23 protein-coding genes and 1 pseudogene are annotated in these 24,903 nt (G+C 67.9%); 14 read left to right on the top strand and 10 right to left on the bottom strand.

Annotation, left to right across the window (positions count from 1 at the left end; genetic code table 11):
- Positions 1–295 precede the first annotated feature (295 nt).
- The 3 genes from ACIQK6_RS41765 to ACIQK6_RS41755 form a co-directional block, all read right to left on the bottom strand.
- Positions 296–835, bottom strand: a complete 540-nt coding sequence (locus ACIQK6_RS41765) for a hypothetical protein (RefSeq protein ID WP_329106700.1) — start codon at positions 833–835, stop codon at positions 296–298.
- An 11-nt stretch (positions 836–846) separates the two neighbouring features.
- A complete protein-coding gene (locus ACIQK6_RS41760; RefSeq protein WP_402697641.1) occupies positions 847–1,143 on the bottom strand; it encodes a hypothetical protein in 297 nt (98 codons plus the stop codon).
- A gap of 602 nt (positions 1,144–1,745) precedes the next feature.
- The gene (locus ACIQK6_RS41755) at positions 1,746–2,408 is read right to left on the bottom strand and encodes a hypothetical protein (protein WP_402697639.1); all 663 of its coding nucleotides are present in this window, start codon (positions 2,406–2,408) and stop codon (positions 1,746–1,748) included.
- Positions 2,409–2,753: 345 nt separating this feature from the next.
- Here ACIQK6_RS41755 and ACIQK6_RS41750 point away from each other — a divergent pair, with 345 nt between their 5' ends.
- The 3 genes from ACIQK6_RS41750 (at position 2,754) to ACIQK6_RS41740 (ending at position 4,644) form a co-directional block, all read left to right on the top strand.
- Entirely contained in the window at positions 2,754–2,876 is a 123-nt protein-coding gene (locus ACIQK6_RS41750) for a hypothetical protein (RefSeq protein ID WP_329106705.1), read from the top strand.
- A gap of 399 nt (positions 2,877–3,275) precedes the next feature.
- Positions 3,276–4,160: a C40 family peptidase gene (locus tag ACIQK6_RS41745; RefSeq protein WP_402697637.1), complete on the top strand. Its 885-nt coding sequence runs from the start codon at positions 3,276–3,278 to the stop codon at positions 4,158–4,160.
- A gap of 70 nt (positions 4,161–4,230) precedes the next feature.
- A complete protein-coding gene (locus tag ACIQK6_RS41740) occupies positions 4,231–4,644 on the top strand; it encodes a hypothetical protein (protein WP_329106709.1) in 414 nt (137 codons plus the stop codon).
- Positions 4,645–4,742: 98 nt separating this feature from the next.
- Here the strand turns inward: ACIQK6_RS41740 and ACIQK6_RS41735 are convergent, their stop codons facing one another.
- Complete coding sequence (locus tag ACIQK6_RS41735) at positions 4,743–7,484, bottom strand: M4 family metallopeptidase (protein WP_329106711.1); 2,742 nt, start codon at positions 7,482–7,484, stop codon at positions 4,743–4,745.
- 257 nt (positions 7,485–7,741) lie between these two features.
- On the opposite strand from ACIQK6_RS41735, the gene ACIQK6_RS41730 reads away from it, so the two are divergent.
- The gene (locus tag ACIQK6_RS41730) at positions 7,742–8,728 is read left to right on the top strand and encodes a hypothetical protein (RefSeq protein ID WP_329106713.1); all 987 of its coding nucleotides are present in this window, start codon (positions 7,742–7,744) and stop codon (positions 8,726–8,728) included.
- Between the two features lie 484 nt (positions 8,729–9,212).
- Here ACIQK6_RS41730 and ACIQK6_RS41725 read toward each other — a convergent pair whose 3' ends face one another.
- From ACIQK6_RS41725 to ACIQK6_RS41700, 6 genes are all read right to left on the bottom strand, one after another.
- A complete protein-coding gene (locus ACIQK6_RS41725; RefSeq protein WP_329106715.1) occupies positions 9,213–9,806 on the bottom strand; it encodes a DinB family protein in 594 nt (197 codons plus the stop codon).
- Positions 9,807–10,027: 221 nt separating this feature from the next.
- A complete protein-coding gene (locus ACIQK6_RS41720) occupies positions 10,028–11,458 on the bottom strand; it encodes an FAD-dependent monooxygenase (protein WP_329106717.1) in 1,431 nt (476 codons plus the stop codon).
- On the bottom strand, positions 11,455–12,663 hold the full coding sequence (locus tag ACIQK6_RS41715) for an MAB_1171c family putative transporter (protein ID WP_402697635.1): 1,209 nt from the start codon (positions 12,661–12,663) through the stop codon (positions 11,455–11,457). The genes ACIQK6_RS41720 and ACIQK6_RS41715 overlap by 4 nt, the downstream gene beginning before the upstream one ends.
- A 129-nt stretch (positions 12,664–12,792) precedes the next feature.
- Positions 12,793–13,701, bottom strand: a complete 909-nt coding sequence (locus ACIQK6_RS41710) for a DUF6545 domain-containing protein (RefSeq protein ID WP_329106721.1) — start codon at positions 13,699–13,701, stop codon at positions 12,793–12,795.
- Positions 13,701–14,282, bottom strand: coding sequence for a toxin-antitoxin system, toxin component (locus ACIQK6_RS41705; RefSeq protein ID WP_329106723.1), 582 nt, complete (start codon positions 14,280–14,282; stop codon positions 13,701–13,703). Before ACIQK6_RS41705 ends, ACIQK6_RS41710 begins: the two co-directional genes overlap by 1 nt.
- A 75-nt stretch (positions 14,283–14,357) precedes the next feature.
- The gene (locus ACIQK6_RS41700; RefSeq protein ID WP_329106725.1) at positions 14,358–14,990 is read right to left on the bottom strand and encodes a helix-turn-helix transcriptional regulator; all 633 of its coding nucleotides are present in this window, start codon (positions 14,988–14,990) and stop codon (positions 14,358–14,360) included.
- A 602-nt stretch (positions 14,991–15,592) separates the two neighbouring features.
- Here ACIQK6_RS41700 and ACIQK6_RS41695 point away from each other — a divergent pair.
- The 10 genes and pseudogenes from ACIQK6_RS41695 to ACIQK6_RS41650 all read left to right on the top strand — a co-directional run bounded on the left by ACIQK6_RS41695 (position 15,593) and on the right by ACIQK6_RS41650 (position 24,253).
- Positions 15,593–16,690, top strand: coding sequence for a HEAT repeat domain-containing protein (locus ACIQK6_RS41695; protein WP_402697633.1), 1,098 nt, complete (start codon positions 15,593–15,595; stop codon positions 16,688–16,690).
- Between the two features lie 133 nt (positions 16,691–16,823).
- Positions 16,824–17,486 (top strand): hypothetical protein, encoded by a 663-nt coding sequence (locus tag ACIQK6_RS41690; RefSeq protein WP_329106729.1) that lies wholly within the window; start codon positions 16,824–16,826, stop codon positions 17,484–17,486.
- Between the two features lie 454 nt (positions 17,487–17,940).
- Positions 17,941–18,324: pseudogene (locus ACIQK6_RS41685) on the top strand (hypothetical protein); the annotation flags it as partial.
- Positions 18,325–18,366: 42 nt separating this feature from the next.
- Positions 18,367–18,888, top strand: a complete 522-nt coding sequence (locus tag ACIQK6_RS41680) for an NUDIX domain-containing protein (protein ID WP_329108260.1) — start codon at positions 18,367–18,369, stop codon at positions 18,886–18,888.
- 439 nt (positions 18,889–19,327) lie between these two features.
- A complete protein-coding gene (locus tag ACIQK6_RS41675) occupies positions 19,328–20,086 on the top strand; it encodes a GntR family transcriptional regulator (RefSeq protein ID WP_329108262.1) in 759 nt (252 codons plus the stop codon).
- A gap of 50 nt (positions 20,087–20,136) precedes the next feature.
- Entirely contained in the window at positions 20,137–21,396 is a 1,260-nt protein-coding gene (locus ACIQK6_RS41670; protein ID WP_402697632.1) for an MFS transporter, read from the top strand.
- A gap of 334 nt (positions 21,397–21,730) precedes the next feature.
- A complete protein-coding gene (locus ACIQK6_RS41665) occupies positions 21,731–22,183 on the top strand; it encodes a hypothetical protein (protein ID WP_329106733.1) in 453 nt (150 codons plus the stop codon).
- Positions 22,183–22,485: a transcriptional regulator gene (locus tag ACIQK6_RS41660; RefSeq protein ID WP_329106735.1), complete on the top strand. Its 303-nt coding sequence runs from the start codon at positions 22,183–22,185 to the stop codon at positions 22,483–22,485. Before ACIQK6_RS41665 ends, ACIQK6_RS41660 begins: the two co-directional genes overlap by 1 nt.
- A gap of 76 nt (positions 22,486–22,561) precedes the next feature.
- Complete coding sequence (locus ACIQK6_RS41655; protein ID WP_329106738.1) at positions 22,562–23,137, top strand: hypothetical protein; 576 nt, start codon at positions 22,562–22,564, stop codon at positions 23,135–23,137.
- Positions 23,138–23,359: 222 nt separating this feature from the next.
- The gene (locus ACIQK6_RS41650) at positions 23,360–24,253 is read left to right on the top strand and encodes a hypothetical protein (RefSeq protein ID WP_329106740.1); all 894 of its coding nucleotides are present in this window, start codon (positions 23,360–23,362) and stop codon (positions 24,251–24,253) included.
- Positions 24,254–24,903 lie beyond the last annotated feature (650 nt).

Genomic DNA, 24,903 nt, shown 5'->3' with positions numbered 1-24,903 from the left:
CCGCGGCCGGGCTGTGTGGCAACGGGCTACTGACCGGCACGCGAACACGGGCCGTCGCCCCGATCGGGCGACGGCCCACACCACTACCCCCAACGGACGTACCCTGCCCGGTCAGGGTTCGACGGAGGCGTCGTGACGGCGTGTGGACCGCGACCAGGCCCCGTGGCGCTGCCGGCCGCGGGCAGGACCCGGCTGCCGTCACACGTCGCCGGTCACCGTTCCGGTTGGCAGCATTGCGCCCCGCTCCGGCAACGGGCGGGGGCGGTCGGTGGTGACCTGAGGCTGCCTGATGGTGCTACGACAGGCGCTTCTTCGGCTCGGGTTGGGCGTTTACGAGTGCCCACCAGGCGTGGCCGTCGTGGTCGGTGTGGGCGCCGCAGGCGTCGACGGTGCGCAGTGCCGCGACCTCCGTCGGGATCTGTCCTGCACCGTCTTGTTCGGTGATCTGGTGGTTGAGGACCATGACCAGGATCTTGGCGTCCTGGTCGGCGAGGTGGACACTGACGCGTTTCCCGCCGGCTGCCACGGCCGTGTGGACCAGGCCGTGGACCGTCTTGAGGAAGTCGTGCTCGTCCAGCAGCGGGTAGCCCCATTCGGCGACGGCGAGTGCGGCTTGCGCGGCGGCCTTCTTCGCCGCCCATCGGTCCGCGCGGAACGCCAGCACCCTTGCCCGCCGGCTGGTGACGACCAGCCGCGGCGGTACTCCGGTGACGGACTTCGGCTTCGTCACCGGCTGCGGCCGCGGCGGCTCCACCGGCTTCTTTTGCGGCGGCGGCGACTTCGGAGGAAAACTCGGCGGAACTTTCGGACCCTTGGCTTCCACAACCTCGCTCATACCCCACCACGCTACGCCGGTTGACCACTGCCGCGCACCGGCATGGGGCGCCCGGTCCGCCCGGTCCGGTTGGTGAGGAGTTGTTGAGAGGCGGTCAGTGGTGCGAATAGTGCCTGGACGGCGTCGGCGTCAAGGTCTCGCAGGGCGAAGGCGACGGTGGGCCCGGCGACAACGACGCGTCGTTCGAGGCCGCGTGCGGTCAAGGCGCCGTCGATCGGATCGCACAGCTTCCCGCGTCGCGAGACGGTGAGGTGTTCGGCGGTCGCGTAGCGCTCGAGGCTCAGCGGGCCTTCGGCGGGTGCGCGCATTGCCTGGACGGACGGCACGACGCGGCACTGCGAGCACCGAGGCCAAGTGAGGTAGCGGGCGCCGTCGCCCGGGACGGCGACGCACCTGCCGCTGGCCGAGCGCGGTTTGGACTTCCCGACGGCTGGCGCCGGGCCGGGTGAAAGGTAGGCCGCAACTGCCTTCACCGGACACGTCGCCGGTCTCGGTCACGCCGCGGACCGCGGTGAGCTGACACTGCGCCCGGTCTCCTCCAGTTGGGTGGAGAGGGTCCTGTCGACGCCAACCGGTTCGCGCGCGCCGAAGTGGTTCGCGCCGTGCGTGTGCTGCTAGGGCCTGCGTGGTGTCGTGATCAGCTGCCGGGTTCTGCCCTGTTCGGGGGCTGGAGTCCGGAAAGGCTGGGGTTGTGACGCGTGGGTAACTCGCTGATGCTCAGTGGAATTTCAACGAGTTCGAGGGGGTGATCTGACCTCGCTGCAATGATCTGGAGCGACGACCTCCTCAAAGCCACCGACTGATCACAACATCACACGGGCCCTAGTGCGTCGGGGCCGGGCCCTTGATCGGTCCCCGACGGGGCGGGGCGCCCCCGCCCCGTCCCGCCCGGACCGGGAGCTGGCCGCGCTCAGACGGCGGCCGGTGCGGGCTCCTCGCCCTTCACCTCCGTCGCGGGCGCAGGGGTGGCCTCGGGCACGGGCCAGGTGTAGAGCACCACGCCCTGCCGGTTGTCCCTCTCGAGGCCGTGCTTCTCAACGAGCCTCTGCAGGGCGTTGCGGATGGTTTGAACCGACGTTGCCCGCTCGGGGTGCGCCTCTTCCAGCTCGCTCTGGATCTCGCTGACCTTTTTGGGTTCGCCGGGCTGCTTCGACAGGATGTCACTGAGAAGCCGGCCGAGCGTGGGGCTCGCCTGAGCGGTCTTTTCGGCCCCGGCCACCGCGGCCTTCTTGGCGGCCGCCTTCTTCGCGGTCGCGGTCTTCTTGGCCGCAGTCGCCTTCTCCGCCCTCGGCAGCGGCACGGCCGCCGCATCCGCGCCGTCGCGGACCGGGGGAGCGCTGCTCGCGGGCCGGGCGAGCGCAGGCACCGGCGTCGGCGTCGGTACTGGTGTCGACTCAGCAACGACGATCGACGGCGTGTCCGCCAGCGCCGCGGCGAGCCACTTCTCCTCGCCCTGGAGCTTGCTCAGGCGCGTGCTGAGGGTCGCCTGCTCGGCCTGGTTCGCTGCGAGGGCGGCGGCCAGATGCTCCGCGTACTCGGTCTGGATCGGGGTGTTGACCGGCTCGTTGGCCACGGCAGTCCACGCTCCTTCTTCAGGGATGTGCGTTGGAGCGGGATGTTACTCGCCGCCGGCAAGCACCGGTTGGTGTATCGCACCACCTCACCCCAGGGCAGGGAGCGCCCATACCTACCCGCGGCGGCCCCATCCGGTCGGGACCCGGCCGGCAACCCCCGCCTCCGCCAAGGGACAAGGCACACCGGCGCACACCGGGAACCGTCGCCGCGGCCGCTCCTTGGCGCCCTCCGGGACGTCACCCGGCGGCGACCAGTTCGAGTGAGGCCCTACCCTCGCTGACCGTGACGCTCCCAAGACGGATGCGGGAGGCGACCTCCTGGACGGCACGGGCGAGGGGCGGCGGTGTCGGCTGAACTCGAAGGCCTGATCACCGAACTGGAACAGCTGACCGGCGCGAGCCGGCGGCTGCTGCTCATTGAGGGACGGCCTGCTGCGGCGCAGGCCGCCCGCGTGGCCTCCGCCTGACACGACCACCGCGCACGATGCTCCCCGCGCGGCGGCGGGGCCCCGACCGGTCCCCGGACGGAGAGGCCGGGCACCCCAGCGTCCAGCCCGACGGGGTCGCAGTACGGCCCCGACTTCGAGGAGCGCCTCCGCCGCGGACCCGCGGGCAGCCGGTTGACGGATGCTCAAAGAACCTGGTGGGAGGGGGTTTCCCGAGGGTTTCCCGTTTCCCGTTGCAGTGGGCGACCCGTGCCTCCTCGACACGCAGGGGCGGCGGGGCACAGTCTCGGAAGGGCCCGACGGGCGGCCGGTCCGTGCTTCGTACGGCGAGTACGGCGAGCACGGCGAGTACGGCGCGAACACCACGACGAATACAACGCCCCGCAGGACACCGCGTGGCACGGACAAGGGGGACCAGACATGGCGATGCGGAGAGCGGCGGTGGCGGCGGTGATGGTGCTCACCCTCCTGACCACCTGGGCAGGGGCCCACCACGCCACGGCGGCCCCGGCACCGAAGACGGCGAAGACGGCGAAGACGACCAAGGCGGCGCAGGCGGCGCAGGCGTGCGGTGTGCTCGCCCCCGGAGCCTCCACGACGGCCGAGAAGGCCGTAGAAGCGGCATGCGAACAGATCGGCACCTGGTACACCTGGGGCGGCGGCCACGGACAACAGCCGGGGCCGACCTACGGTCAGGTCGACCCGAGCGACCCGGACAGCGCACACGACCCGGAGCGACTCGGCTTCGACTGCTCGGGGCTGGTCCGCTACGCCTACCACCGTGCGGTCGGCGGCGACCCGCTCCCCGGCAACGCCCACCACCAGTTCCACTCACCGCAGGCACAACAGCGCTTCACCGCCGCGCAAGGAACCGCCCCGCTGCTCCCGGGGGACCTCCTGGCCTGGGGTCCGGGAGGCTCCATCCACCACATCGCGATCTACCTGGGCGCGGGGAAGATGGTCGAGGCCCGCGAATCGGGCACCCGGATCACCGTCAGCGACGTACGGCTGGGCGGGGACTACGCCGGAGCGGTCCGCATCGCACCGGCCACGGCACCCGGCACGTTCAGCACCTGGGGCACGGACGTGTGGACCCACGAAGAACCGTCCACTGACAGCCCGCGGGCACACCGCTTCCCCGGCCCGACCGCCGTGCGCGTCGACTGCCAAAAGCACGCCCAATCGGTGACGGCGGAGGGCTACACCAACGACGCCTGGTCCTACCTGCCCGAGTACGGGTCGTGGATCACCAACATCTACATCAAGGGCGCCGCCTGGCTGGACGGCGTACCCACCTGCCCCTGAGCACCACCCCCACCACCGATCACGCACCACCGTCACCCGGCTCCCGAAGGAGCCCTTCCGAGGAGGAAGCATGTACGCAGGCAGGAAGATCGCCCTCGGCTTCGCCACCGTCGCACTGGCGGGCGCCCTGGCCACCGTGACCGGCCCCGCCCGAGCGACGTCCGCCACCGGGACGTCCGCCACCGGGACCAGCGCCACCGGGACGAGCGCCGCCACCGAATGCGGCGTGCGCGCCGACGGCAAGCTGTGGTGCGGCAACCGGGTGGGCGCCAAGGGCTACGAGCACCGCCGCTACAACTCCGCGGTGCGGGGGCCCTTGAACACGAGCCCCAGCTGGTTCCAGTGCTGGGGCCGCGGCGACCAGCACGCCGGCGGCAACAACGTCTGGTACTGGACCCAGCTGGACAACGGCCAGTGGGGCAACGTCGCGGCCGTGGACCTCCACACCTCGGTCGACCCCGCCCCGGGCCTGCGCGAGTGCTAACACCTTGAAGGCCGTGTCGCCACCTCCCCACCAGGAGGTGGCGACACGCACAGGGGGCCGACGGCACAGCCGTCGGCCCCCTCACTCATCGGCAGGGATCAGCAGGTCCCGGCCGGCCGCTCCCGAACCACCAGATCGGTGGAGCCGGCGGTCGCGTCCAGCCAAGCGACCTGACGGCCCGCGCCGGCCGCCGGGTAGCTCTGCTCACCACGGTTGCAAGAGACCCGTTCGCGACGAGAACCGTCGGTGGTCAGCTGCCACAGCTTGGGCAGCGACTCGTTGCGGTACCTCGTGTCGGGCGTCTGCGCGACCAGGGTCAGCGCATCCTGCGAGACCGTCAGGTCGGAGGCGATGAAGGCGCCCGGCTTGTGCTCACTGCTGACGATGTAGGTGCCGCGACCGTCCAGGCCGGAGCTGATCACCGACGTCAGGCCGCCGTCGCTCTCGTCGGTGTCCGCCACCCAGAACACGTTCTTGCCGTTGAGGCCAGTTTGTCCGAGGCTCACCGGCTCGTCGAGCTGCTCGGCCATGACGGCCTTGCCGGTGGCCAGGTCAACGACCTCCACACCCAGCCGGTAGGTACCGTTCTGCGGGTACAGCTTCGCGTAGGCGATCTTGTTGTCGCTGATGGAGGGCAGAGCGGTCAGCGTGTTCCACTTCTTCCCGTCGGTGAAGACCGGGGCCTTGTCGGTGGGCCGCATGTAGCCGACGTGCCGGCCGCCGAAGATGTCGTACTCCTCGAACACCACCGTGTTCTTCTCCACCCGCAGACCCGCGACGCCCGTCGCCGAGCTGTACAGGGTCTTGATCGGGCCCCCCGCCACGGGACGGGTGAGGACGTCGACCGAGGTCGGGCCGTACGCCGTCCACACCACGGTCTTGCCATCGGTCGCCGGGGCGGTGTGGTAACGGCCGTCGTTGGGGCTGATCACCTTCGGGGAGCCCTTGCCGTCCAGCCGACCGGCATAGACCGAGTAGGGCTCGGAGCCGTCGTCATTGGACTTGGAAGCCGTCCACCAACCACCGCCCGCACCCACTGCGGAATCGGTGGTGTTCAGCTTCCCGAAGAGGGTGTCGGTGTCGATGCCCAGGGCCTGCTCCCAATCCGGGACGATGCCGTGGGCGTTGAACGACCGCTTGACCGTGTTCTGCTGGGCGGAAGTCGCACCGAGCGCCTTGGCCGCCGCGAGCACCGCGCCCCGCGCCTCGGTGAACCCGTCGAGCGGCGTCATGTACTCCGTGACCGCCTTGTACACGATCTTGTCGGCCAGGGCGCCGCCCAGGTCCTCGCGCATGTCCCACAGCGCGCCCGAGAAGATCGTCGAGTTCAGGTGCACGCCGCCGTTGTCGGTGGCGAACGACACGCCCAGGAAGCTCTTCGAGGTGGTGGCCCCGTCATTGAGGTCGCGCAGGGCACAGTCGGCGGCCGCCTTCGTGCGGCACAGGTTCTCGCCGATCAGGCCGGCGGCCGGATCACTCATCGACGTCCCGCTCGCGGTGACGTCGATCGCGTTGCCGAAGTAGTCGGCCAGGGCCTCGTTCAGGGCGCCGGACTGGCCCGCGTAGACCAGGTTCGCCGTGTGCTCGATGACACCGTGGGTCATCTCGTGGCCGACGACGTCCGTGTCGGCCGACATCGGCTTGAACTCCGTGTCCCCGTTGCCGTAGACCATCTTGGTGCCGTCCCAGAACGCGTTGGCGTAGGGCAGGCCGTAGTACGTCACGCCGACCAGGGAGTTGACCGCCCCGCCGTTCCCGTCGAGGCTGTCGCGCCCGAAGTTCTTCTTGTAGAAGTCGTAGACCTGGCCCGCGTTCCAGTGGGCGTCCACGGCACCCGAATCCGTCGCCGCGGCACCGAAAGCGGTGTTCGGGGAGGAGAACATGGTGATGCCGGAGGGCCACGTGCCCGAGGTCTCCGACACCGACTTGCCGCGCGCGTCCCACGTGCCCAGCAGGCTCTTGCTGGAGGAGCGCATGCGGCCTGCGTCCGCGAGCAGGTAGTTGCCGGCCGCCGGGTCGTAGGCGATGTCCAGCGAGGTCGCGGCGCCGCTCAGCCGCGCCCCGGAACCGGTCTCGGGGACCAGGTTCGCCGGAGTGGCCGGCGGTCCACCCGCCGTCGGGCCGTCGGCGGCCTCACCGGCCGCGGGGGCCGCGGGGGCCGCCATCGTCTTCAACGCACTGTACTGGAGCGCCGGATAGCCCGAGCGGGCGTCCACGTACACCTCGTCCACGACCAGAGCCCCGGAACCGGGCGCGGTACCCCGCACGGTGACGCGGTAGGCGAGGACACCGCCCCCCTTGGGCAGGACGACGAGTCCCTTGGCGTCACCGGTCATCCCGGTGGCTGCCGGATCACCGGACTCGGACTGCGGTGCCCGGTCCTTGTCGAGCGCTGCTCCCAGCCGGCGGGCCGTGGCGGCCACTGCACGGCGGACCGCGAGGTCCTCGCTGACCTGGGGGGTGACGTCGGTGCTCAGGGCGGTGAAGTAGTGCCCCGAGGTGCCGGTGACCACGCGCTTGCCGTCCTGCTTCTGCATGCGCACGACGTACTGGCCGCCCAGGACGTCGACACCGCGGTGCTTCTGCTGCAGCCGGACCGTCTCGTCCTTGGCCCCGGTGGCCGTCGCAGCCAGGGGGACCAGGTCGCTGCCCGCCCGCGGGATCTTGTAGCGGCTCTTGTTCGCGGCGAGGTGCTGCCGTGCCGCGTCGGCCGGGGCGGCCTTGGCGTCCACCGGCTCCCGTAAGCCCTCGACGAGCACCGGGGTCGCGGTGCCCTGAGGGGGAAGGGCGTTTGAAGGGCCGGGGTCCGCGGCCCACGCCGGCGACGCCTGCAAGGTCATTGCGGCGGCCAACAGAACCGCTATTCCTCCGGCGGAGCGGAGCTCTTTCCGCCATATCCGTCGTGCGGCGGGGGTTGGTGCCGACGAACCTGCGCTGTACTTGGGCAAGGGGTCTCCTCAACCATGAGTGCCTGGTGCGTTGCTGCGAGTCGCCGCCATGCAACCGCCGCGGGCGGCTCCCGACCAGACCCGAGCCCCCCTCAGAAGTGGCCATGCACACTTGTGGGGGCTCTGTGAAGGCGGTCAAAATCCCCCGCATGATCGAAACCGACCCGCACGACCGGACTCCGGCCCGCACGCAGGACGACAGCAGGCCGGTGATCCACACGGCCGCCGACCCGGCCGCCGTACTGCACGTACTCATCCAGCGCCGGCAGGCCCTCCTGCACCAGGAGTCGGCCGACCTGAAGTCACTGCGCTCCTACGCCGATCGGCTGGCCCACCGGCTTCCCCCACAGCCGGCGAGAACCTCCGGACCCCTGGCCGGCATCGAGATCCTCAACGGCAGCGAAGCGGCCGGAGCCCGCCTCGACACCATGCTCGAAGCAGCCGAGACGGAAGTCCTGATCCTCGACCGCGCCACCCGGACGGCCGGGGAGGCCGGCAGCACAAGGGAGGCCGGCAGCACCAGGACGCCCCGCCCTACCGGGGAGGCCGGCGCGGACCGCATACGACACCTACTGGCGCGCGGCGTCACCGTACGCACCGTCACCGACCGGCGCGGCACCGACTTCCCCGACCGGGCACAGGAGCTCGTCGCCCTCACCGGACTCGGCCTCCAGGCCCGCATCGGACAGAGCCTGCCCACCGCCCTGGTCCTCGTAGACCGACGTACGTGCCTGTTACCCCCGCCGCCCGGCAACGACGAAGGAGGCGAGGGAGCGGCCCTGGTGATCGGCGACCGCCTGCTGCACCAGGCCGCCCTACCCCTGTTCGAATCCCTATGGGTGCGCGCCACCCCCCTCGGCAGCCCCGGCGGCCCGCTCACCGCGGACCAACGGGAACTCCTCGGGCTGCTCGCCTCCGGACTGAAGGACGAAACCATTGCCCGCCGCCTCGGTGTGCACGTACACACCGCCCGCCGACGGATCACCCGCATGCTGGAGGAACTCGACGCCGACACCCGCTTCCAAGCCGGGGTCCAAGCCGCCATCCGCGGCTGGCTCCCCCCACACCCCAGCCCAAGCGGCGAGCGCCTCAGCACATCTGGCGGCCCCGGGTCCACCGCGCTGGCCAACGGCTGACCCACAAGAACGCGAACGGGCCGGCCCGGCACCGCCGCACGCACGTACCCATGTGCGGGCAGTCGACATACTGCTGCGGCCCGCACCTCGCCGCCGGGCCAGCCCCCGCCAGGACGGAACCCGTATGCCTTTCCGGCCGCTCCCATGCAGCCCTTCGCCCGACCGACTGCACACCTTTGTCCGCGCCCTGCCCCGGGCCCGCACGGGCCTCCAGCGCTACGTCGGGATCAGCCAGCCCTCCGACACACCCGCGTACACCGGCCGACGGTTCGAGGCCCCCTAAGGGCTGTCCCGTAATCCCCGGCGGGCGCGCGGCGCCAGCTACGGCGGCGGGTCGTCGGAAGGCGGCAGCCGTCCGGCTGCCCGGGTCAGCGCGTACACCACGGCGGTGAACACGGCCGGCTCGTCACAGGGAGCGGTCCCACCGCCTTGCGGACGAGCAGCGAACGACGGCAGTAACGGGGCGACCAGTCAGCAGAGTTCGTCAGGAACCGGACGCTTCGATGCGCGCGGCCGACCTGGCGGCCTGCTCGATCTTCGCGCAGTAGGTTGCACGGGCTTCCTCGTCGATCTGCTTCTCGTGTTCGGGGCGCAACCCGGTCCGGCCGTCGAGGCCCTCGCGCAGGATGTCGGCGTGCCCGGCATGCCGGTTGGCCTCGCCGAGGACATGGACCATGACGGCGAACAGGTTCGTGTCGGCATAGGGCTCCGACCACCACGGCACGTGGCCGGCGGCGTCGAGGGGAAGCTCGTTGATCGTCGCGTCCGAGTGTTCCCACGTGCGCCGGTAGAACCCGATGATCTGATCGCGGGTCTCGTCCTCGGCCGCCCACAGATCGCTGCCGTCGGAGTCCTGCCACCGGGGCAGCGGTTCCGGGGAAGGGCGGTCGAAGACCTCGCCGAAATACCTGGCCTCCACAGTGGCCACGTGTTTGACCAGACCGAGGAGGTTGTTCCCGGTCACCGTCAAAGGTCGGCGGGCCTCGTATTCGGACAAGCCGTCGAGCTTCCAGAGCAGCGCCTCGCGGTCCCGCCGCAGTCTCCCGTGCAGGGTGTCTTTCGCGAATTCATCGATCATGCGGCACGAGCCTGCCATGGGCTGCTCGTGGTCTCAAATCCCGGACGTGGTACGTAGCAACCGGCAGAGCCGAGGCCTGGCCGCAGTCGCCGCCCCGACCTGCCACAAGGAGCTCGCGAAACGTGCCACGTGAGACAACCTCCTAGGATGAAGGGGCCTGGCGAACCAGGCTTGCGATCAAAGGTGTCGTTTCCTTTGCAGGAAAGGAGACGGCTGCTGAATCAGCTCTGGGCTGCTGACCGTTTGACGGGCTCCCGCTTCAGTACCTCCAACTCGGAGGGCGTCAGCGGCGGCGCGTCGAGAACCGGCCGGCGCGGACCCCGGGCGGCTGCCACCAGAACGCCCAATCGGAAGAGCACTCCAGCGCGCTTCCGCATGGTCATCACGTCCGTCAGGCTCTTGACCACGACGGCACTGTCAGTTGCCGTGTACGTGAGACGTCCAACATATCGTGCCGCAATGCGGTCGAGGACATTCGGCTTCGCGCCCATGGAGCCGGGATAGAAGCGATCCTGACCGACTGCCAGCAACCACGCGTCTGCCGCCGGGCGGGCGATCCGGCGCTGGGCCTTCAGCCCGAACCGGGGAGAGAGAACCGACGTCGAATCAGCCACTGCCCGCAGGGCGAGAGCACCCAGCGCTGAGGCGGACATGCCGTGTCCGTAGACAGGGTTGAGGCTGGTTGCAGCATCACCAAGGACCACGAACCCGGCTGGCAGCCGTGCCCGATCGTAGAAGCGACGCCGATTGGCGGTCCGGCCGTAGACGGCGATGCCGCTGATCGGCTCTGCCCGAGCGAGTACATCGGCCACCAGGGGATGGCGGGCATTTCGCGCGAAGAGCTCGAACTGGTCTTCTTGGGCCGTGGGCTCGTCTCCACGGGTCCCGGACAGGCTCACGTGCCACCGGCCGCCGCCAACAGAAATGATCGAAGCCACTCGGCCGGGTGTGCCATCTCTCGGATCGGCCTGGATGTGGATCACGGGCCAGTTCCCATCGGTTCCTGCCGGAGCCTTGTAGAGACGGCTCGCATAGCGGACCCCGGCATCGACTGTGATCTCGCGAATGCGAGGACCACCCATTTCCTCGAGCCAGATCGGAGACTTCGACCCCCTCCCCGTCGCATCCACGACAAGATCCGCCGAAATCGTCTCCGGCTCCTGGTCCTCATTGCGCACGCGCACCCCGCAGACCTTCGCTGCATTACCCACTAGGCCGGTGGCCTTGACCCCGGAACGTACCGACACGGTTGGCAGGGCGAGAACGCGCCTGCGCACGACCAGGTCGAGTTCCTGACGCAACGCGCCAATCAGGTAGTGCGTGGGCTCCCAGCTCCGACGGAACCAGCCGGCCGGCGCATAGCTGACCATCCCCGTGGGGACAGGAATGCGGTGTGCTCCCGCGTCCAGACACTCCTGGATCACGCCCGGGAGCAGCTGATCCATTGCATCAGCCCCACCTGCCCAAAGCATGTGGGCGTGGTCGCCGTGCGGAAGTCCGCGCCGCGCCTTCGGCTCCTCGGGCAGTACGTCGTGCTCGACGATCAATACCTGATCCACATGGGAGGCGAGGGCAGCGGCTGCAAGTGTCCCGGACAGACCACCGCCGAGAACGACGGCGCGGATAACACGTGACGAGAGGGGTTGAGTCATCGGGTACTGCTCTCTACGACGGCGGCATGGCGGCGAAATCGCTGGACGACGTCGGACGACAGCGCAATGGACATGCGAACGAGACCCGTGGGGGTGTGGGCGGAGCTGAGCGTTTCGTTGTGATCGTTCACGCGTTCCTCCGGGTCAGCCGCAACCGTCTGGTGCTGCCTCCACACGGACACAGCGTGCGCGAGCGCAGCCGCGTCTGCGGTGGCAGCCGCCTCGTCGTCGGAGCGGCAGGACTTTGCTGCGGCCTGCAGAGCCTGTGCACGGATGCGTGCGTCGATGTGCGGACTCACGGTGAGGATGCCGTCGTGAATGTCGGCCTCGACCTGAACCAGCCTGATCTCTATGGGTGTCCGGGCCGAGGACCCGATGCCCATGGAGTGCTCGGAGGCTTCGCGCAGCTCACGCCACAGTGGGCGCAATTGGTAGTAGCGGCGCCACGGGGTCCAGAAGTGCATGAAACGCTGGGACAACAGCGGAAAGATGAAGCCGGCCCCGATGAGCAGCGCCGAGAACGAGGCGAGCGAAGCGGCGTACGTAACGCTGAGAACGTCCCAGTTCCGGCCTGCCCAGTGGGCGCCAATGGCCGTGAACTTCAAAGCGTCGTAAGCCAAGTTGAGTAGATATCCGCCGACGATCAGCAACAATCCGACCCGAAGCTCTCCATGAACCTCTCGTGCCCACCGACAGCACAGGACCGTCATGGTGACGGCTGCGGTGGTGTGCGCGGCGAGATAGAGCAAGATCATTTCACGGATGAACGGGGTGGACGCGTAGTACGTGTCCAGGTCCCGCAATCTCTCGACGCTTGCATCGCCGAGGAGGAAGAGCACATTGATCGCAATGATGACCACGCCCGTGGCCATGTAACAGCGTTTGGACCACCGGTCCGCCCTCTGGGTGTCCTCCGGTCCGCTGCTCCATCGGATGATGAGGCTGATGTTGGAACCGGAGAACACGGTGAGGAGGGTGTAGACCAACGGCGCTGCCGCGTTCGGGACGCCCGTCAGCCGGTTGAAGGCGGCGATGGACGGGACAGCACAGCACCAGAACACCGCCGTGGAGACCAAGAGCAACACCCACACGGAGCGCAGGAGTTCATCACGCGGGTTCCGGAGGAGTGCGGGCAGCTTTGCGCACGCCACCAGGAAGAGGAGGGCCCCGGGGATGTAGAAGTTGAGTCCGCTAGGAGTGGTCACTGTTGTTCACCAGCCGAAGGACGGAGCAGGCCGCAGAACGGCTGCTGAAACTGGCCGGCGATCGTCGCGACGCGGAGCCGCGTTCGGCCGTGAAAGGGCCGGAAGGTGTTCATGTCGGCTTCTTTCTGATCAAGCGGCCGTGGAATAGCGGGCAAGGACCCTGTCTTGACGTGCAACACGAGCCATGCCGTGTGAGTCGGCCCCGAGGATCGGGGTCAGGGAATCGATGCCGGTGCCCAGCGTTTCGGCGGGGTGAGTGTGCTGCGCTTCCCGAGCCGACTCGATGGCGTGATGAATCATGGTCGCGGCGCCAAGGGCCCAAGCGTGCTGCGTGGGCATCCCGGTTCGCGAGGCCTGTTCGATCGTGTCCGTCATGATGGTCCGCGACCAGTAGGGGGTCAAGGTCAACCTGCGGAGCCAGTCCTGCAGGTCGGTTTCCCTGTGAACAAGGTGCTCATCTACAGGTCTCCACCATTTGGGGGTGCCCGGACCGCTGTCAGGTTGATCCACCACGCGAAAGCGGCGCCACAGAGGACCCGGCAAGCGATAGGTTCGCCAGGCAGACCAGAGCGCGAAGTGCCACACGAGGTACACGGTGATCATTTCGCGGATGTACGGCGTGGACGCGTAATGCGTATCCAGATCCTGCAACCGCTCGACAGGCGCATCGCCGAGAGCGAAGAACGCGCCGATCGAAGTCACCACGACCGCAAAGACCCACGACCACCATCGGACTTGGCGCCGCGCCTCAGCACCGGGGCCCTCCATCCAGTGGACCAGCAGCACGAGGCACCAGGCACTGGAGCAGGACAAGACGGCATAGACCAGCGGAGCTGAGAAGTTGGGCACTCCAGCGGCCCTGTTGACCACAAGGATGGTTGGTGGCGCGGCAAGGGCGAATCCAACGCCTCCGAGGAACAGCAAACCCGACACGGCCCGGACCGCGGGATCGCGCCACCGGCGGACCAGAACAGGGCCCTTGAGCAGGAACGCGCCCATGAGAATCGCTGCCGGTATGTAGTAGTCGGACCCCTCCATCAATCCTCCGACGCACCGAGGGAAGACTGTATGCGTCTGGCCGCCCCCTTGAGGACGCGGGCACTCGGGTCGTGCTCCACGTAGCGGCGAAGCGTACTGCCGAGCCGACGACCAAAAGCCTCCGCCTCTGCCTCGTCACCGGGCACGGCGTGAGTCCGAGCGGCAACGCTGAGGACGGCCTGGCTCAGGCCGGCAGGGCTGAGACCGTCGCCCAGCAGTCGGGTGGTCACCTGTGCACCGAGCACATGGCTGCCGCAGTGCCCCCGCACCATGTGCCAAATTTCATGCCCCAGGATGACCAGAGAGTGCAGCGGGCTCGTGTTCCTGACAACGACGATCACGTCATCCATCTCACGATCCAGCCACAGGCCCGACACGGTGCCGAACTCGCGCGGTAAGTCCCTACGGACGATCCGCACCGGTCGTCCCCGCCGCACGGAGAGGTGCGCGGCGATCCGATCGAACAACTGATCCGTATCCGAAGGTGCAGGCTTGCCCAGGCTGTTGGCCAGCTCCGCGCACAGCGCGACCATTTCGTCTTCCAGGCGCTGCTGTTCGCGCCGGCTGCTAACGCTCGCCACCCGTGCCTCCTTGCCTCCGCGCAGTTCGGCGCGATGTCAGACGTGCTGGCGATGTCTCGGTGGAAACCGCCACTGTCACGCCTCTTCGTCAACGATGGAGGCGAGCAGCTCCTCAAGGACCTCGCGCTTCACTTGCGGCGAAGGACCGCGAAAGGAGAGGGACTTCACCCGGTTTCGCTCGCCCTGTTGGAGCAGTGCTTCCTGTCGATCCCGCTCCGCTTGCAATCTCTCATTGGCTTGCTGGAGCGCGGCCACCTGGGCGTCCTGCAACTCGGCCACCTTCTCGCTGAGGGCGCGATCGAGTGCTTGGGAAGGGGTCGCCGTCAGGAATCCCCGGGGCACCCCGAAGAAGTCTTCGATCCTGGCAGCATGCTCGAGGCTGGGCTTCTTTCCGCCGTTCAGAAGCTGGCCGCTCCACTGCGACGTCAGTCCAGCCCCGGCTCCGATTTCCTTCTGGGAGTAGGGCTTGCCGTCCGGACGAGGCCGGTGACTTCGAAGGAACGCGAGGCGCTGATGGACCTGCTCGTGCAGGTCCATCAGCGGCATCTCTCGACCGTGCAGCCCCATGGTGACCACCGATGGCGGCAGCCCGGTGCTCAATGCGAGGGGTCCTGGGTCGAGGACTACGGCCCAGTCGAGGTCGGCCTTCACGATGAGGTCTTGAAGGCGCGCCAGACTCTTCAGATGAGGGCTGGCCTCGTCGGTCACGAACGCTCCCGGCAGTCGATTCTCGGTCTGTTAGGCCTGATTGCTGGAGGCTAGTGCCTAGCGTGCACGGATACTGAATCAGATCAACGATCGTTTCCACAACCGCTGCGATCGTTGCGCCCTGCTGTCCCGGTCGACCCAGCGAAACCGAGACGTGTGAGACGTGATGTACCGACAGCACCGCACCTTGGGGCCTGCTTCCCCGGCTCGGCATGCTCGTTCATCCGGCAGTGAAGGATCGCGCGTCCCGTCCAGGCAGTGAAATGATCGTCGGGACCATGTGAATCGATCGTTTCATTCATACGTTTCGTGATGAACCCGCAGCACGGCCGCGTTCGTGGCTGGCGTGTGGTCGAGACCGAGATGCTCGACGACGTGAAACCCGGGTGTCATTGACACCTGGGACGCCCCCATGGGCCTGCCCACCCGATGCGATTACCGGCGCGATCCCCGGCCCGCTGCCCTGCCCCGCCCCGGCCCGCGACAGCCCGGTGCGGCGGGTTGTCAGTGCGATTCGGCAGGGTGTGCAGGTGATGAATCGAGACGAGGAACGTGGCACCCCCATCCGGGCCGGACTGCCCCCGGCAGCCAGAGCGCTGCTCATGTCAACCGAATGGGACGCCCTGCAGCATGCATATGGGAGCGCTGAGGACATCCCGCCGTACTTGTGCCGACTCCTGGACGAGGACCCCGAGGTACAGGCCGAGGCTCTCGGAATGCTGGAGATGTCCGTGCTGCACCAAGGGTCCCTCTACAGCTCCACGCCGTCGGCCGCACTGTTCGTAGCAGCGATCTTGACGCATCCCCAGACTTCGGTCGAGCACGAGAACTTCTTCCCCTGGGATGACCGGGCCCGTCCCCTGCGGGCCGCACTGCTTGACTGGCTCGGCCAGATCGTCGAATCGGCCTCCTACGGCGAGGACCCGACCAGCGAGGGCGAGTACGGGGATGGGTGCGACGGCGACTACGAAGACGAGCTCGAGGCGGCCCGACTGTGCCGGAGCATCCGGCCCGCGCTCTACGATGCGGTCGAACCGCTCCTCGACGACCCGCATCCGGACACCCGAGAGGTCGCCCTCGGAACGGTCGCCCTGCTTCTGCAGGCACCCGACCTCGCCGGGTTCGTCCCGCGTGCCGCCCACCGCCTGCGGAGCGTTCTCGAAGCAGACGGCAGCCGCCGAGAACGCGCGTCCGCAGTCCTGGCGATCGGCGCCTGGGGCCAGGACACCACCGGCTTCCTCGACGATCCTGATCCAGCCGTGCGGGCCTGCGCCGCTCTGGCCTCCTCAGTTGCGCGCGTGCCCCGCGCCACCGCCGTCCTGCTCGAAGCCCTGCAGAACCCGGTCGAGGCAGACCACTGGTTCCCCGACCCCCTCCCTCACGTCGACGGCTGGCTCCGCTTCACCCTCCTGAAGGCCGCCCTTGACCGCGTCGACGCCTTCGAGGACCTGGCCCCGGCGGCCATGGCCCTGATACCGCTCGCCAGCGACCACACCGTCGACCGCGACTGGGGTCCGCTGCTCGTCAAAGCGTTCCCCCACGGCCACAGCCCTGGCCAGCCGCTGTCGGTCGCGCAACGGGAACTCCTACAAGCCGTCACCGCCAACGAAGCATGCTGGGGAAACATCGGCAACAAATTTCGCTGGCTCAAGGAAGCCGGCCTGCCGGAGCAGCGCGACGTCATCAGGGCCCTGCTCTGATCACACGGCCGTCGCCTGATCGGTTCGGGTCGACTCGAAGCCCGCGGGAGGGTTCAATGCCGAGGTGGTCAATTGGGCACAGATGTACGACTGGCGATCTGAGACCGATCGCGTTCCCGAGCTCCTGGAACGAGTGGAACGTACGAACGATGCCGAAGCGTGGACGGAACTGGGCCACCGGCTGGTCCTGGAGCGTGATCTCGTATCACTCGCAGGCTTCGCCGCCTTGCCCCAGCTGATGCGCCTCGCGTCGGGGAGCACCGAAGCCCGACACCTGGCCGGAGAGATCATGGAGCGCGCGGCAGGGCAACACGGCGGTGACGATCTCCTGGCGGACAGTGCCCAGGAGATCGCCGAGTTCGGCGCACTCCTGGACCAGCACTTGCAGTCGCGGCCGGTCGACTACCCGGTGACCTTCCGCGCACTGCTCGCGGTCTCGGAGCAGTACCACTGGGCCAACGTACTGGGAGACTTCACGGACGACTTCCTCGACGTGGCCTGCCCTCACTGCGCGGTGGAGGTGACCATCGCCATCGGCGACTACGGGCGCTACTCGGCGATTCGGGACTGGAACCGGGGCGACGTGGATCGGCGTGATCTACGGCCGGCGGCTGCAGAGGAACTGTCGGGCGTCGGCCGATGGATGCGCGAGACCGCCGTCCGTGACGGGCAAGCGGTACTCGCCGACGGAATCGCCCATCTCTTCGGCAAGGCCGAGTGTCCGAGATGTGCCAGCCTCTTCAGCATCTCGGACGAGTACGAGGCCGCCAACCGGCCGGTCCTGCAGCGAGGCTGAGTGTTCATCGCCCGGCTCTCGGCGCAGTAGGCGCGGGGACGGCTCGCCGACCAGGCCGTTGAAGACGGTGTGGAGGGCGCAGGCGTGCTGGTCTCCGCGCTCGTGCGTGGCGGCGGTGACGGTAGTGGACCGTGGGCCCTGGGCCCTGGGCTCCGGGCCCTGGGCCCCGGGCCCCGGGCTCCGGCCCCGAGGGTCGGACCGGCCTCTCCCCGGCTGTTCGTGACCCCAGCTCACCGCGCGATCGGCTCGCACGACCGTCAACAACCCGTGCACACGGGCCGCATGGTGACGACTGTCCAGATCAAGGTGACCCGCTCTGCGGTGACGCGCCTGCGTCCTCCGCCTTGTCCTTCGGACCGAGCCAGCCGCCGTCGTCCCGTTTCCGGGCGACGGCTTCGCGAACACCAGCACCTGAACCACGCCGTTGTCAGTGCGTGCAGGCAGGATCACGGGCATGACGCCGTTGCTTCTTTCCGACATCGAACGAGCCGTTCGCAGCAGCTGGAGTGCCGAGACATGCCCGCCTGAGTACCGATCGCGCTGGACCGAGGACAATCCGGCTCGGGACCAGTGCGGGGTGACCGCCATGGTGCTCAATGACCTGCTGGGAGGCGAGCTGATCCGCGGAGAGGTCCACGTCAACGGAGAGCGTGTGGACTACCACTGGTGGAACCGCCTGAGCACGGGCATTGAGGTCGATCTCACTCGCGAGCAGTTCGGGCCGGAGGAGGCTGTCATGGGCGGCGTTGTTGTCCCCCGCCCGCCCGTGACCGAGTGGCGCAGGCTCCGTGAGGAGTACGAGCTGCTCCGCGACCGGGTCTTGGAGAAACTCAATCGGCAGCAGGCATCCGCCTCTGTGGCCGTGCCCCGGCAACCATGTATGGAGCACGTGGACGAGATGGTCGAGCACGTGGACGAGCAAGACCAGGTCTTGGCAGTGGTCGCCCGGGGCGAGGCCGTTCGCCGTGGCTGGTTGCATCGGATTGCCGTGACAGTATGCCGGGATCGGGAAGGCCGGATCCTCGTGCACCGTCGTTCCGAGCACGTCGATCGGTTCCCGGGACACTACGAGGTGGAGTCGGGCGGTGCCGTTGCCCCGGGTGAGTCCTATGAGGAAGCCGCATCGCGCGAACTGGCCGAGGAACTGGGTGTTCGAGCGCCGGTCCGCTTCATCGCGAAGTTCTTGAACCGCAACGGGCTCAGCCCCCATTGGCTCGCCGTGCACGAGGCTGTCCTGTCCGACAACCTGTGTCCTGACCCGGACGAAGTGATGTGGCACGGCTGGATGTCGGAGTCCGAGCTCCTCACCTCGATGCGGGAGAACCTGTTCACCCCGGATACCCGTGACGTTTTGAGGCACTACTTTTCCGCCGTGGAGCGGAGGATCATCCCATCGCCTTGATCCTCCTCGCTTGGCCACCACAGACCTTCGATGGGTGACCACCCGCAGCGATTCTCAGTGAAGGTGGAGTGCCGGCGCTCTGTGGGAGTCGGAGCTGTGGTCGAGCGGAATGGCCTGCAAGCCCTACCATTCGCCGTTGTATGGCAGCGGGGCGGCGGGGCAACCGGGCAGCGGGGATCTGCGGGCGATCGTCGCCGAGGGGCTCCAGGAGGTCTACTTCAAGGGCGGCGGAACCCGAGCCGACCGGCTCCGGGTCGAGTTCACCGACATCGACTACTTCGACGTTTCCTTCTGGGGCCGCCGCGATGCCGCACACCTCCGTAGGCGGATGAGCGCCGAGCGTATTTCTACTCCAGCAACTTTCACCCGGTGCAGTAGCTTGCCAAACGCCCCTGGGAACGACCAGCGGCCGCTGTGCAGGACAACCGGAGGATCGAGCATGCCCCGAGAGGCGCCCTACCTCGCAGTGGCCGACGTGCTGCGCGCACGGATTCTCGCGGGAGAGTGGGCCATCGGGGAGCGCCTGCCGTCCCGGGCACGATTCGCCGCGGAGTACGGGGTCGGACGCAACGTCATGCAGAGGGCCATGGACCGTTTGATCATCGACGGTCTCCTCGAAGGGCGTGCCGGCTCGGGTACCTACGTCCGCATGCCACGAGAGCGCCTGCGGTTGGTTCGCTCGCGACACCACGAACGCGGGGACGGCACTCGCCCCCGGCCGGAGAGGAAGGAGCGGGGTAGGGCCGACGCATGGGACGCACACAGTCAGGTGCGCGTCCCCGCCCCCAAGCCGATCGCCGAGCGGCTCGCCATCAGCCCCGGAAACCTGTGCGTCAACACGCATTACGAGTTCCTCGCCGAGGGGCAACCCGTCCAGCTTTCCGAATCCTGGGAGCCAATGGCCATCACGGACGGAACGCCGATCGTGCTGCCCGAGATGGGTCCCCTGGCGGGGAAAGGAGTGGTTGAGCGCATGCGCTCCATCGGCGTGGTCATCTCGACCGTGGTCGAAGTGCCACGCCCGGCTCGTGCCACCCAGGTGCAGGCGAACCTCCTGGGGATCAGCGTGGGGGACCTCGTGCTCCAAATCGAGCGGACCATCTTCGACACGGCCGGACGTCCGGTTGAAACGGCCGACATGGTCATTCCGGACGCGTGCCGCGAAGTGGTCTACGAGTTCGGAGTCGATCGCCGGTAGCCGTTGAAAGCATCGGAGGAACGTCGCAAAACCGACAGTAGGGCATTGGAATGTCAAAAACTCCCCGGCTCGGTCTCTTGCGCGATCGGGACTTCGGCCGATTGTTCGTCGCCACTGCACTCGGCCAACTGGGCGACCGCATCATCTTTCTGGCCCTGCCTATGGCTGCCATCGCAGCATTGCACGCAGATGAGTTCCAGGTCGGACTGATGGCCGCGGTGACCACGGCAGGACCGCTCCTGGTCGGGCTGCCGGCGGGCGCCTGGGTGGATCGCATGCGGAAACGATCGGTGATGATCGGCACTGATCTGGCCCGCGCACTCGTCCTCTTGACGATACCGGCGGCGTGGTGGGCAGGCCTTCTCACCATCTGGTGGCTCTGCGCAGTCGCCTTGGTTCACGGAATGCTGACCGTATTCTTCGATGTTGCGTACGTCAGCTATCTACCCCACTTGGTGGGGCGCAGTAGTCTCCTGGAAGGAAACTCAAAGCTGGCAGCGATACGCTCGACGGCCAGTATCAGCGGGCCGGCATTGGCAGGGCCGCTGGTCGGCCTGGCCGGATCAACTACAACGCTTTTGTTGAGTTCGACAGGGATGGCCATGTCGGGGTTGTTCACGATCACCATCCGGAAGCGCGAACATAAGCCAGAGTCGAGCGGGGCTCCCCAACTGGGTCGAGAGATCAAGGAAGGAATGAGGTTCCTCGCGGGGCATCCCATCCTGCGTGCAATCGTGTTGGGGGATGCGATATTCAATCTCTTTCTGGTCATGTATCAAACCATGTTGCTGGTCTTTTTGGAGCGGGAGCTAGGCCTCCGGCCCTCCAGCATCGGCCTCGTTCTGTCGGGAATGGGTTGCGGTGCCTTGACGGGTGCGCTGTTGGCCACGAGGGCCTCGAAGTGGGTCGGGCAAGGCCCGGTCATCTGGCTCGCACCACTCGTCACCTGTCCGTTGACCGTCCTCATGCCGTTGGCGCGAACGGGTTGGAGCGTGTCCGCGGCTGCGCTCGGACTCGCGGCCCTTTCGCTGGGCGGAGTCGTTCGGGTGGTGGCTCAATCGAGCATCCAACAGGCCCTGACGCCGGATCGGCTCCTGGGCCGGATGAGCGCAACAGCCCGATTCGTTTCTTGTGGTGGCATTCCTCTTGGTGGGCTTCTGGGTGGAGCCTCGGGATCTGCTTTCGGAGCAACCGGCACCTTGTGGATCGGCGCAGCTGGTATGACGCTGAGCGTCCTTCCGAACTTCCTGTCACCGCTCCGAATGCTTCGCACGCTACCCACGGAGAATGCCCCCGAGTTCGCGCGCTGAGGCACACGCCCCACCGGCTCCTCCACCCGTTCAACAGGACCGGCGTGCCCTGGGGAGACGGGACGGTCAGCGCAGTATCACCGACGGGAGCCGTCGTGGTGTGGCGCTGCCCCGTAACTGCTGCCTCCGTCACGGTCCGTTGAGCCGAGCCGCTCCACCTGGAGCTGCTTCAGTTGGCCCGCCGGCTCCTCGGCTCCTCGGCTCCTCGGCTCCTCGGCTTCTCGGCCTCCAGCGGGCCGAGTTGACCCCGGACCACCTTCTTTCCTCTCCGGAAAGAAGGTGGTACTTTCCTCATGGGAAAGTACACGGAAGACCGATGACCAGGGACACGCCCATGACCACTTACGACGCCCAGACCGCCCTCAACGCCATACACCACCGTCAGGAGCAGACGCTCGACGCATATGTGCGCCACGCCCACTCCCGTCCCTACCTGATCCTTGCGGCGCTGGGCCTGTTCGCGGCGTGCTCGTCCTTCGATCTCCCGAACCCCTGGAAGACCGCCGCGGTCCTTACGGGAAACGTTCTGACCCTGGGAGGACTCTTCATGCAGCGGCGCAGGGCCCCCGTCCGCCGGAAGATCGTCGGCTCGGAGGCGCTGTTCTACACGGCCATAGGAGTCCTCCTTCTCGTCCTCTTCTGGACGTTGGCCATCGGCGCCTACTTCCTTGGCCTGCCGGCACGGCACACCCTCGCCGCAGCCGTCACCGCCCTGACGGCCACGGCCGCCTCGTACGCGCTGCGCCCGGTCGTCGGGAACTTCATCCGCAGGAACGGACACGCCTGATGGATCCCGACTTCGACGAGTTCCTGCACGTCCCGGCGCGACTCTCGGTGGTCGCGCTCCTGGCCCCGGCCGACTGGGTGGAGTTCGGATTCGTCCGGAACGCGGTGGGCACCAGCGACTCGGCCCTGTCCAAGCAGGTCGCCGCATTGGCGGACGCAGGGTACGTCGAGGTCCAAAAGACACGGAGCCGCACGGGACGGCAAACCCACCTCCGCCTCACCCCGTACGGGCGTCAGGCGTTCCAGCGGCACGCCTCGGCGCTGGAGCGGATCGTGGCGGCAGCGCGCGGACCTCTGGAATAGTCGCAAGACGTGCACCTGGCGACGGGGGGCCAGGCCGACGCGCGCCCGGTCGCCGTCCTCAACAAGGCTGGATCGAGTGCGACGCGAACACCAGCGGTACGGCACCGCACTCGCCCCGATCCGTTACACCGCCGACGCCACCCTGGACTCGCCGGCTGCCGCGGCCGCCTACCGGCCGATCTCCGGCGCCACCGAGTACACCTGCTCCGTTGACCCGGTCTACCGGCGCATGATCGTCCGCTACCACACCGGCTCCGGCAAGCGCATCGCCGTATACCCCCTCTCCGCCTTCGAGACGCGCAACTTCGCCACCCCGCTCGTCGACTTCAAGCAGCCGACGATCTCCGGCACCCCTCAGGGCTACACCCTCTACGGCTCGTACATGTACTACCTGACGGGTGACGCGTACCCCGGCGACGGCACCCCCACCGGCGACGGCAACACCTACGTCACCGCCATCGACATCAACACGGGCACCGTGACGCAGGGCCCCGTCCTCACCAAGGCCGGCTCCACCCTCCACCACCGCGAGCCCGAGGGCCTGGCGATCTACCGCACCGACGCCGGCGAGGCCCGACTCTTCATCGGCTTCGCCACCGGCGTGGAGGGCGACCGGCGCTCCAGCATCTTCTACAAGAACGCCCTGGTCTGAGCCACGCCCGCCCGGCGGCCCGTCGTCCGCCGCCGGGCACTCGCCCCCGACCGTCCACCCCCGACCGCCCACCCCCGGCGACCGACAGCCATCCGGTCCCGCTGCCGCCCCCAACACCGTACGCACCCCCTCGACGCCACGCCCCGAACAGGAGCTATCGTCCCCTGTCGAGCCAGGTCCGGCTCATGAAACGCGGGTTCCGCGAGGAGGGCAGGCGCACCGGTGTGCGACGACGACAAGACAGTGCAGCGGCTGGAACTAGAGGTCGACGAGCCGTCGTTGTCCCAGCTGGGCTGGCGCATCGACGAGATCGGGGCGCGCCTGATCACCACGACATACGGGGAGTGGGAGCACTATCAGGAGATCGAGCTCTCTGGGACCGCCCGGTTCCTCGGGCAGGATCGGTCCGACCGCTTCGGCGGTGGTGACTACGCGCCTGCCCTCCTGCTCGCCGTCGGCCGTACGGGTTCGCCCACCCCGCCCCTTTACAAGCGGCTTGTGATGGAGACCGTGACGACATTGTCCGAGCGTCCCTGGCGCCTCTGCGAGAAGAGTAGCTCGTGGGAGTGCGAGAGCCCCCTGGCGCCCGAGGAAATCACCTTGCGGATCACGGCCCTGGACCTGGAGGAGATCGAGTCCGACTTCGACCTCGCGCCCGAGAAGCACACGGTGCTCCCGGTCGAGGTGATCGACAAATCGACACAGATCAGCGCAGTACGGCTCACGGTGAGCACGATCAGCGCCCATCTCCTCCATGACCCGTACGACAGCCGGCTGCGCGTCCACCTCGCCGGCAGCGTCGAAATCGGAGCTCCCGAGGAGCTGCTCGCCGTCCACCTAGCCGCGCACGACTGGCGCGACCAGGACTCGACGCTCGAGGACGAGTGCCCCTTCGACGTGAGCCTGCCCGGACTGGTCGTCGAGGCCCTGGGGGGAGACGGGGCCCTGCTCAGTGAGACGGAGATCAGCTTTTACGGCAGCATTCCCGTGGGCGAGGCGGGCGAGCTACCCGTGCGCGGGCCCCGCTGGATAGCCGACACCGGTTACGACCTCCCCTACACCGCCCCTGAGCCCGTGCGCGTCATCGTCCGGATCGTAGACGCGGATGACCTGTGAGGGGGAAGTCGGACACTGACGGCGACGCAGTGGCGTAGCCGGGATCCGGCATCCGACCGCTTGCCGCCTGCGGTGGCGGGTGCAGGATCGTGACGTGGATGTGGTTTTCGCCGGTGCGCTGTGCTGCCCTGCCCTGCTGGTGTGGTTCCGGGGGTTGTCTCGTGTCCGGTGGTGTTGGGCTTTTGCGGGATCTGGCGGGTTGTGATGGGTGTGCGGTTTGTGGGTTTGTGTGCGAAGAATTCTGCAGAACGGTTGTTACTTGGTTGGTTGGTCCGGGTGGGTGAGGTGGGGGAGGGGTGCGCCTGGTGGTGCGCCGGAGCGAGTTGTGTGGGGGGTGTGGTGTGTGGGGCGGGTGGGTGTAGGGCTCAGTGAATGTCAGGGGCATGTTCGGGTGGGGTGGGTGCAGTGTGCAGGTGAGTGTGACGGATGTGTCCGTGTCTGGTAACTGGTGTCGGTGGGTGCTGCGGTGGGGTTCGTGTCGGGTCGAGAGTGTGGCCAACGGCTCACCCCGAGCCATTTCCACCACTGTCTCCACCATCGTGTTTCGGTTGGTGGGGCACTGTTCTTGAGGGAGCGTCACCCATGTCTTCTGCTTCTTCCTCCGTGCGTCGTATCGCGGCCACTGTTGTGGCTGCCGGCGCGATCGTTTC

Source organism: Streptomyces sp. NPDC091682 (genome assembly GCF_044756625.1).
Lineage (GTDB): Bacteria > Actinomycetota > Actinomycetes > Streptomycetales > Streptomycetaceae > Streptomyces.
Note: the sequence above shows the minus strand (reverse complement) of the source record. Positions and strands in the feature narration are given on the sequence as shown.

What these genes read in the sequence shown, in the direction of transcription:
- ACIQK6_RS41675 (WP_329108262.1), top strand. Translation starts at nt 19,328, where the DNA reads ATGCCCCGAGAGGCGCCCTACCTCGCAGTGGCCGACGTGCTGCGCGCA.
- ACIQK6_RS41665 (WP_329106733.1), top strand. Translation starts at nt 21,731, where the DNA reads ATGACCACTTACGACGCCCAGACCGCCCTCAACGCCATACACCACCGT.
- ACIQK6_RS41765 (WP_329106700.1), bottom strand. Translation starts at nt 835, where the DNA reads ATGAGCGAGGTTGTGGAAGCCAAGGGTCCGAAAGTTCCGCCGAGTTTT.
- ACIQK6_RS41725 (WP_329106715.1), bottom strand. Translation starts at nt 9,806, where the DNA reads ATGATCGATGAATTCGCGAAAGACACCCTGCACGGGAGACTGCGGCGG.
- ACIQK6_RS41740 (WP_329106709.1), top strand. Translation starts at nt 4,231, where the DNA reads ATGTACGCAGGCAGGAAGATCGCCCTCGGCTTCGCCACCGTCGCACTG.
- ACIQK6_RS41670 (WP_402697632.1), top strand. Translation starts at nt 20,137, where the DNA reads ATGTCAAAAACTCCCCGGCTCGGTCTCTTGCGCGATCGGGACTTCGGC.
- ACIQK6_RS41720 (WP_329106717.1), bottom strand. Translation starts at nt 11,458, where the DNA reads ATGACTCAACCCCTCTCGTCACGTGTTATCCGCGCCGTCGTTCTCGGC.
- ACIQK6_RS41735 (WP_329106711.1), bottom strand. Translation starts at nt 7,484, where the DNA reads ATGACCTTGCAGGCGTCGCCGGCGTGGGCCGCGGACCCCGGCCCTTCA.
- ACIQK6_RS41695 (WP_402697633.1), top strand. Translation starts at nt 15,593, where the DNA reads ATGTCAACCGAATGGGACGCCCTGCAGCATGCATATGGGAGCGCTGAG.
- ACIQK6_RS41730 (WP_329106713.1), top strand. Translation starts at nt 7,742, where the DNA reads ATGATCGAAACCGACCCGCACGACCGGACTCCGGCCCGCACGCAGGAC.
- ACIQK6_RS41660 (WP_329106735.1), top strand. Translation starts at nt 22,183, where the DNA reads ATGGATCCCGACTTCGACGAGTTCCTGCACGTCCCGGCGCGACTCTCG.
- ACIQK6_RS41710 (WP_329106721.1), bottom strand. Translation starts at nt 13,701, where the DNA reads ATGGAGGGGTCCGACTACTACATACCGGCAGCGATTCTCATGGGCGCG.
- ACIQK6_RS41760 (WP_402697641.1), bottom strand. Translation starts at nt 1,143, where the DNA reads ATGCGCGCACCCGCCGAAGGCCCGCTGAGCCTCGAGCGCTACGCGACC.
- ACIQK6_RS41680 (WP_329108260.1), top strand. Translation starts at nt 18,367, where the DNA reads ATGGAGCACGTGGACGAGATGGTCGAGCACGTGGACGAGCAAGACCAG.
- ACIQK6_RS41745 (WP_402697637.1), top strand. Translation starts at nt 3,276, where the DNA reads ATGGCGATGCGGAGAGCGGCGGTGGCGGCGGTGATGGTGCTCACCCTC.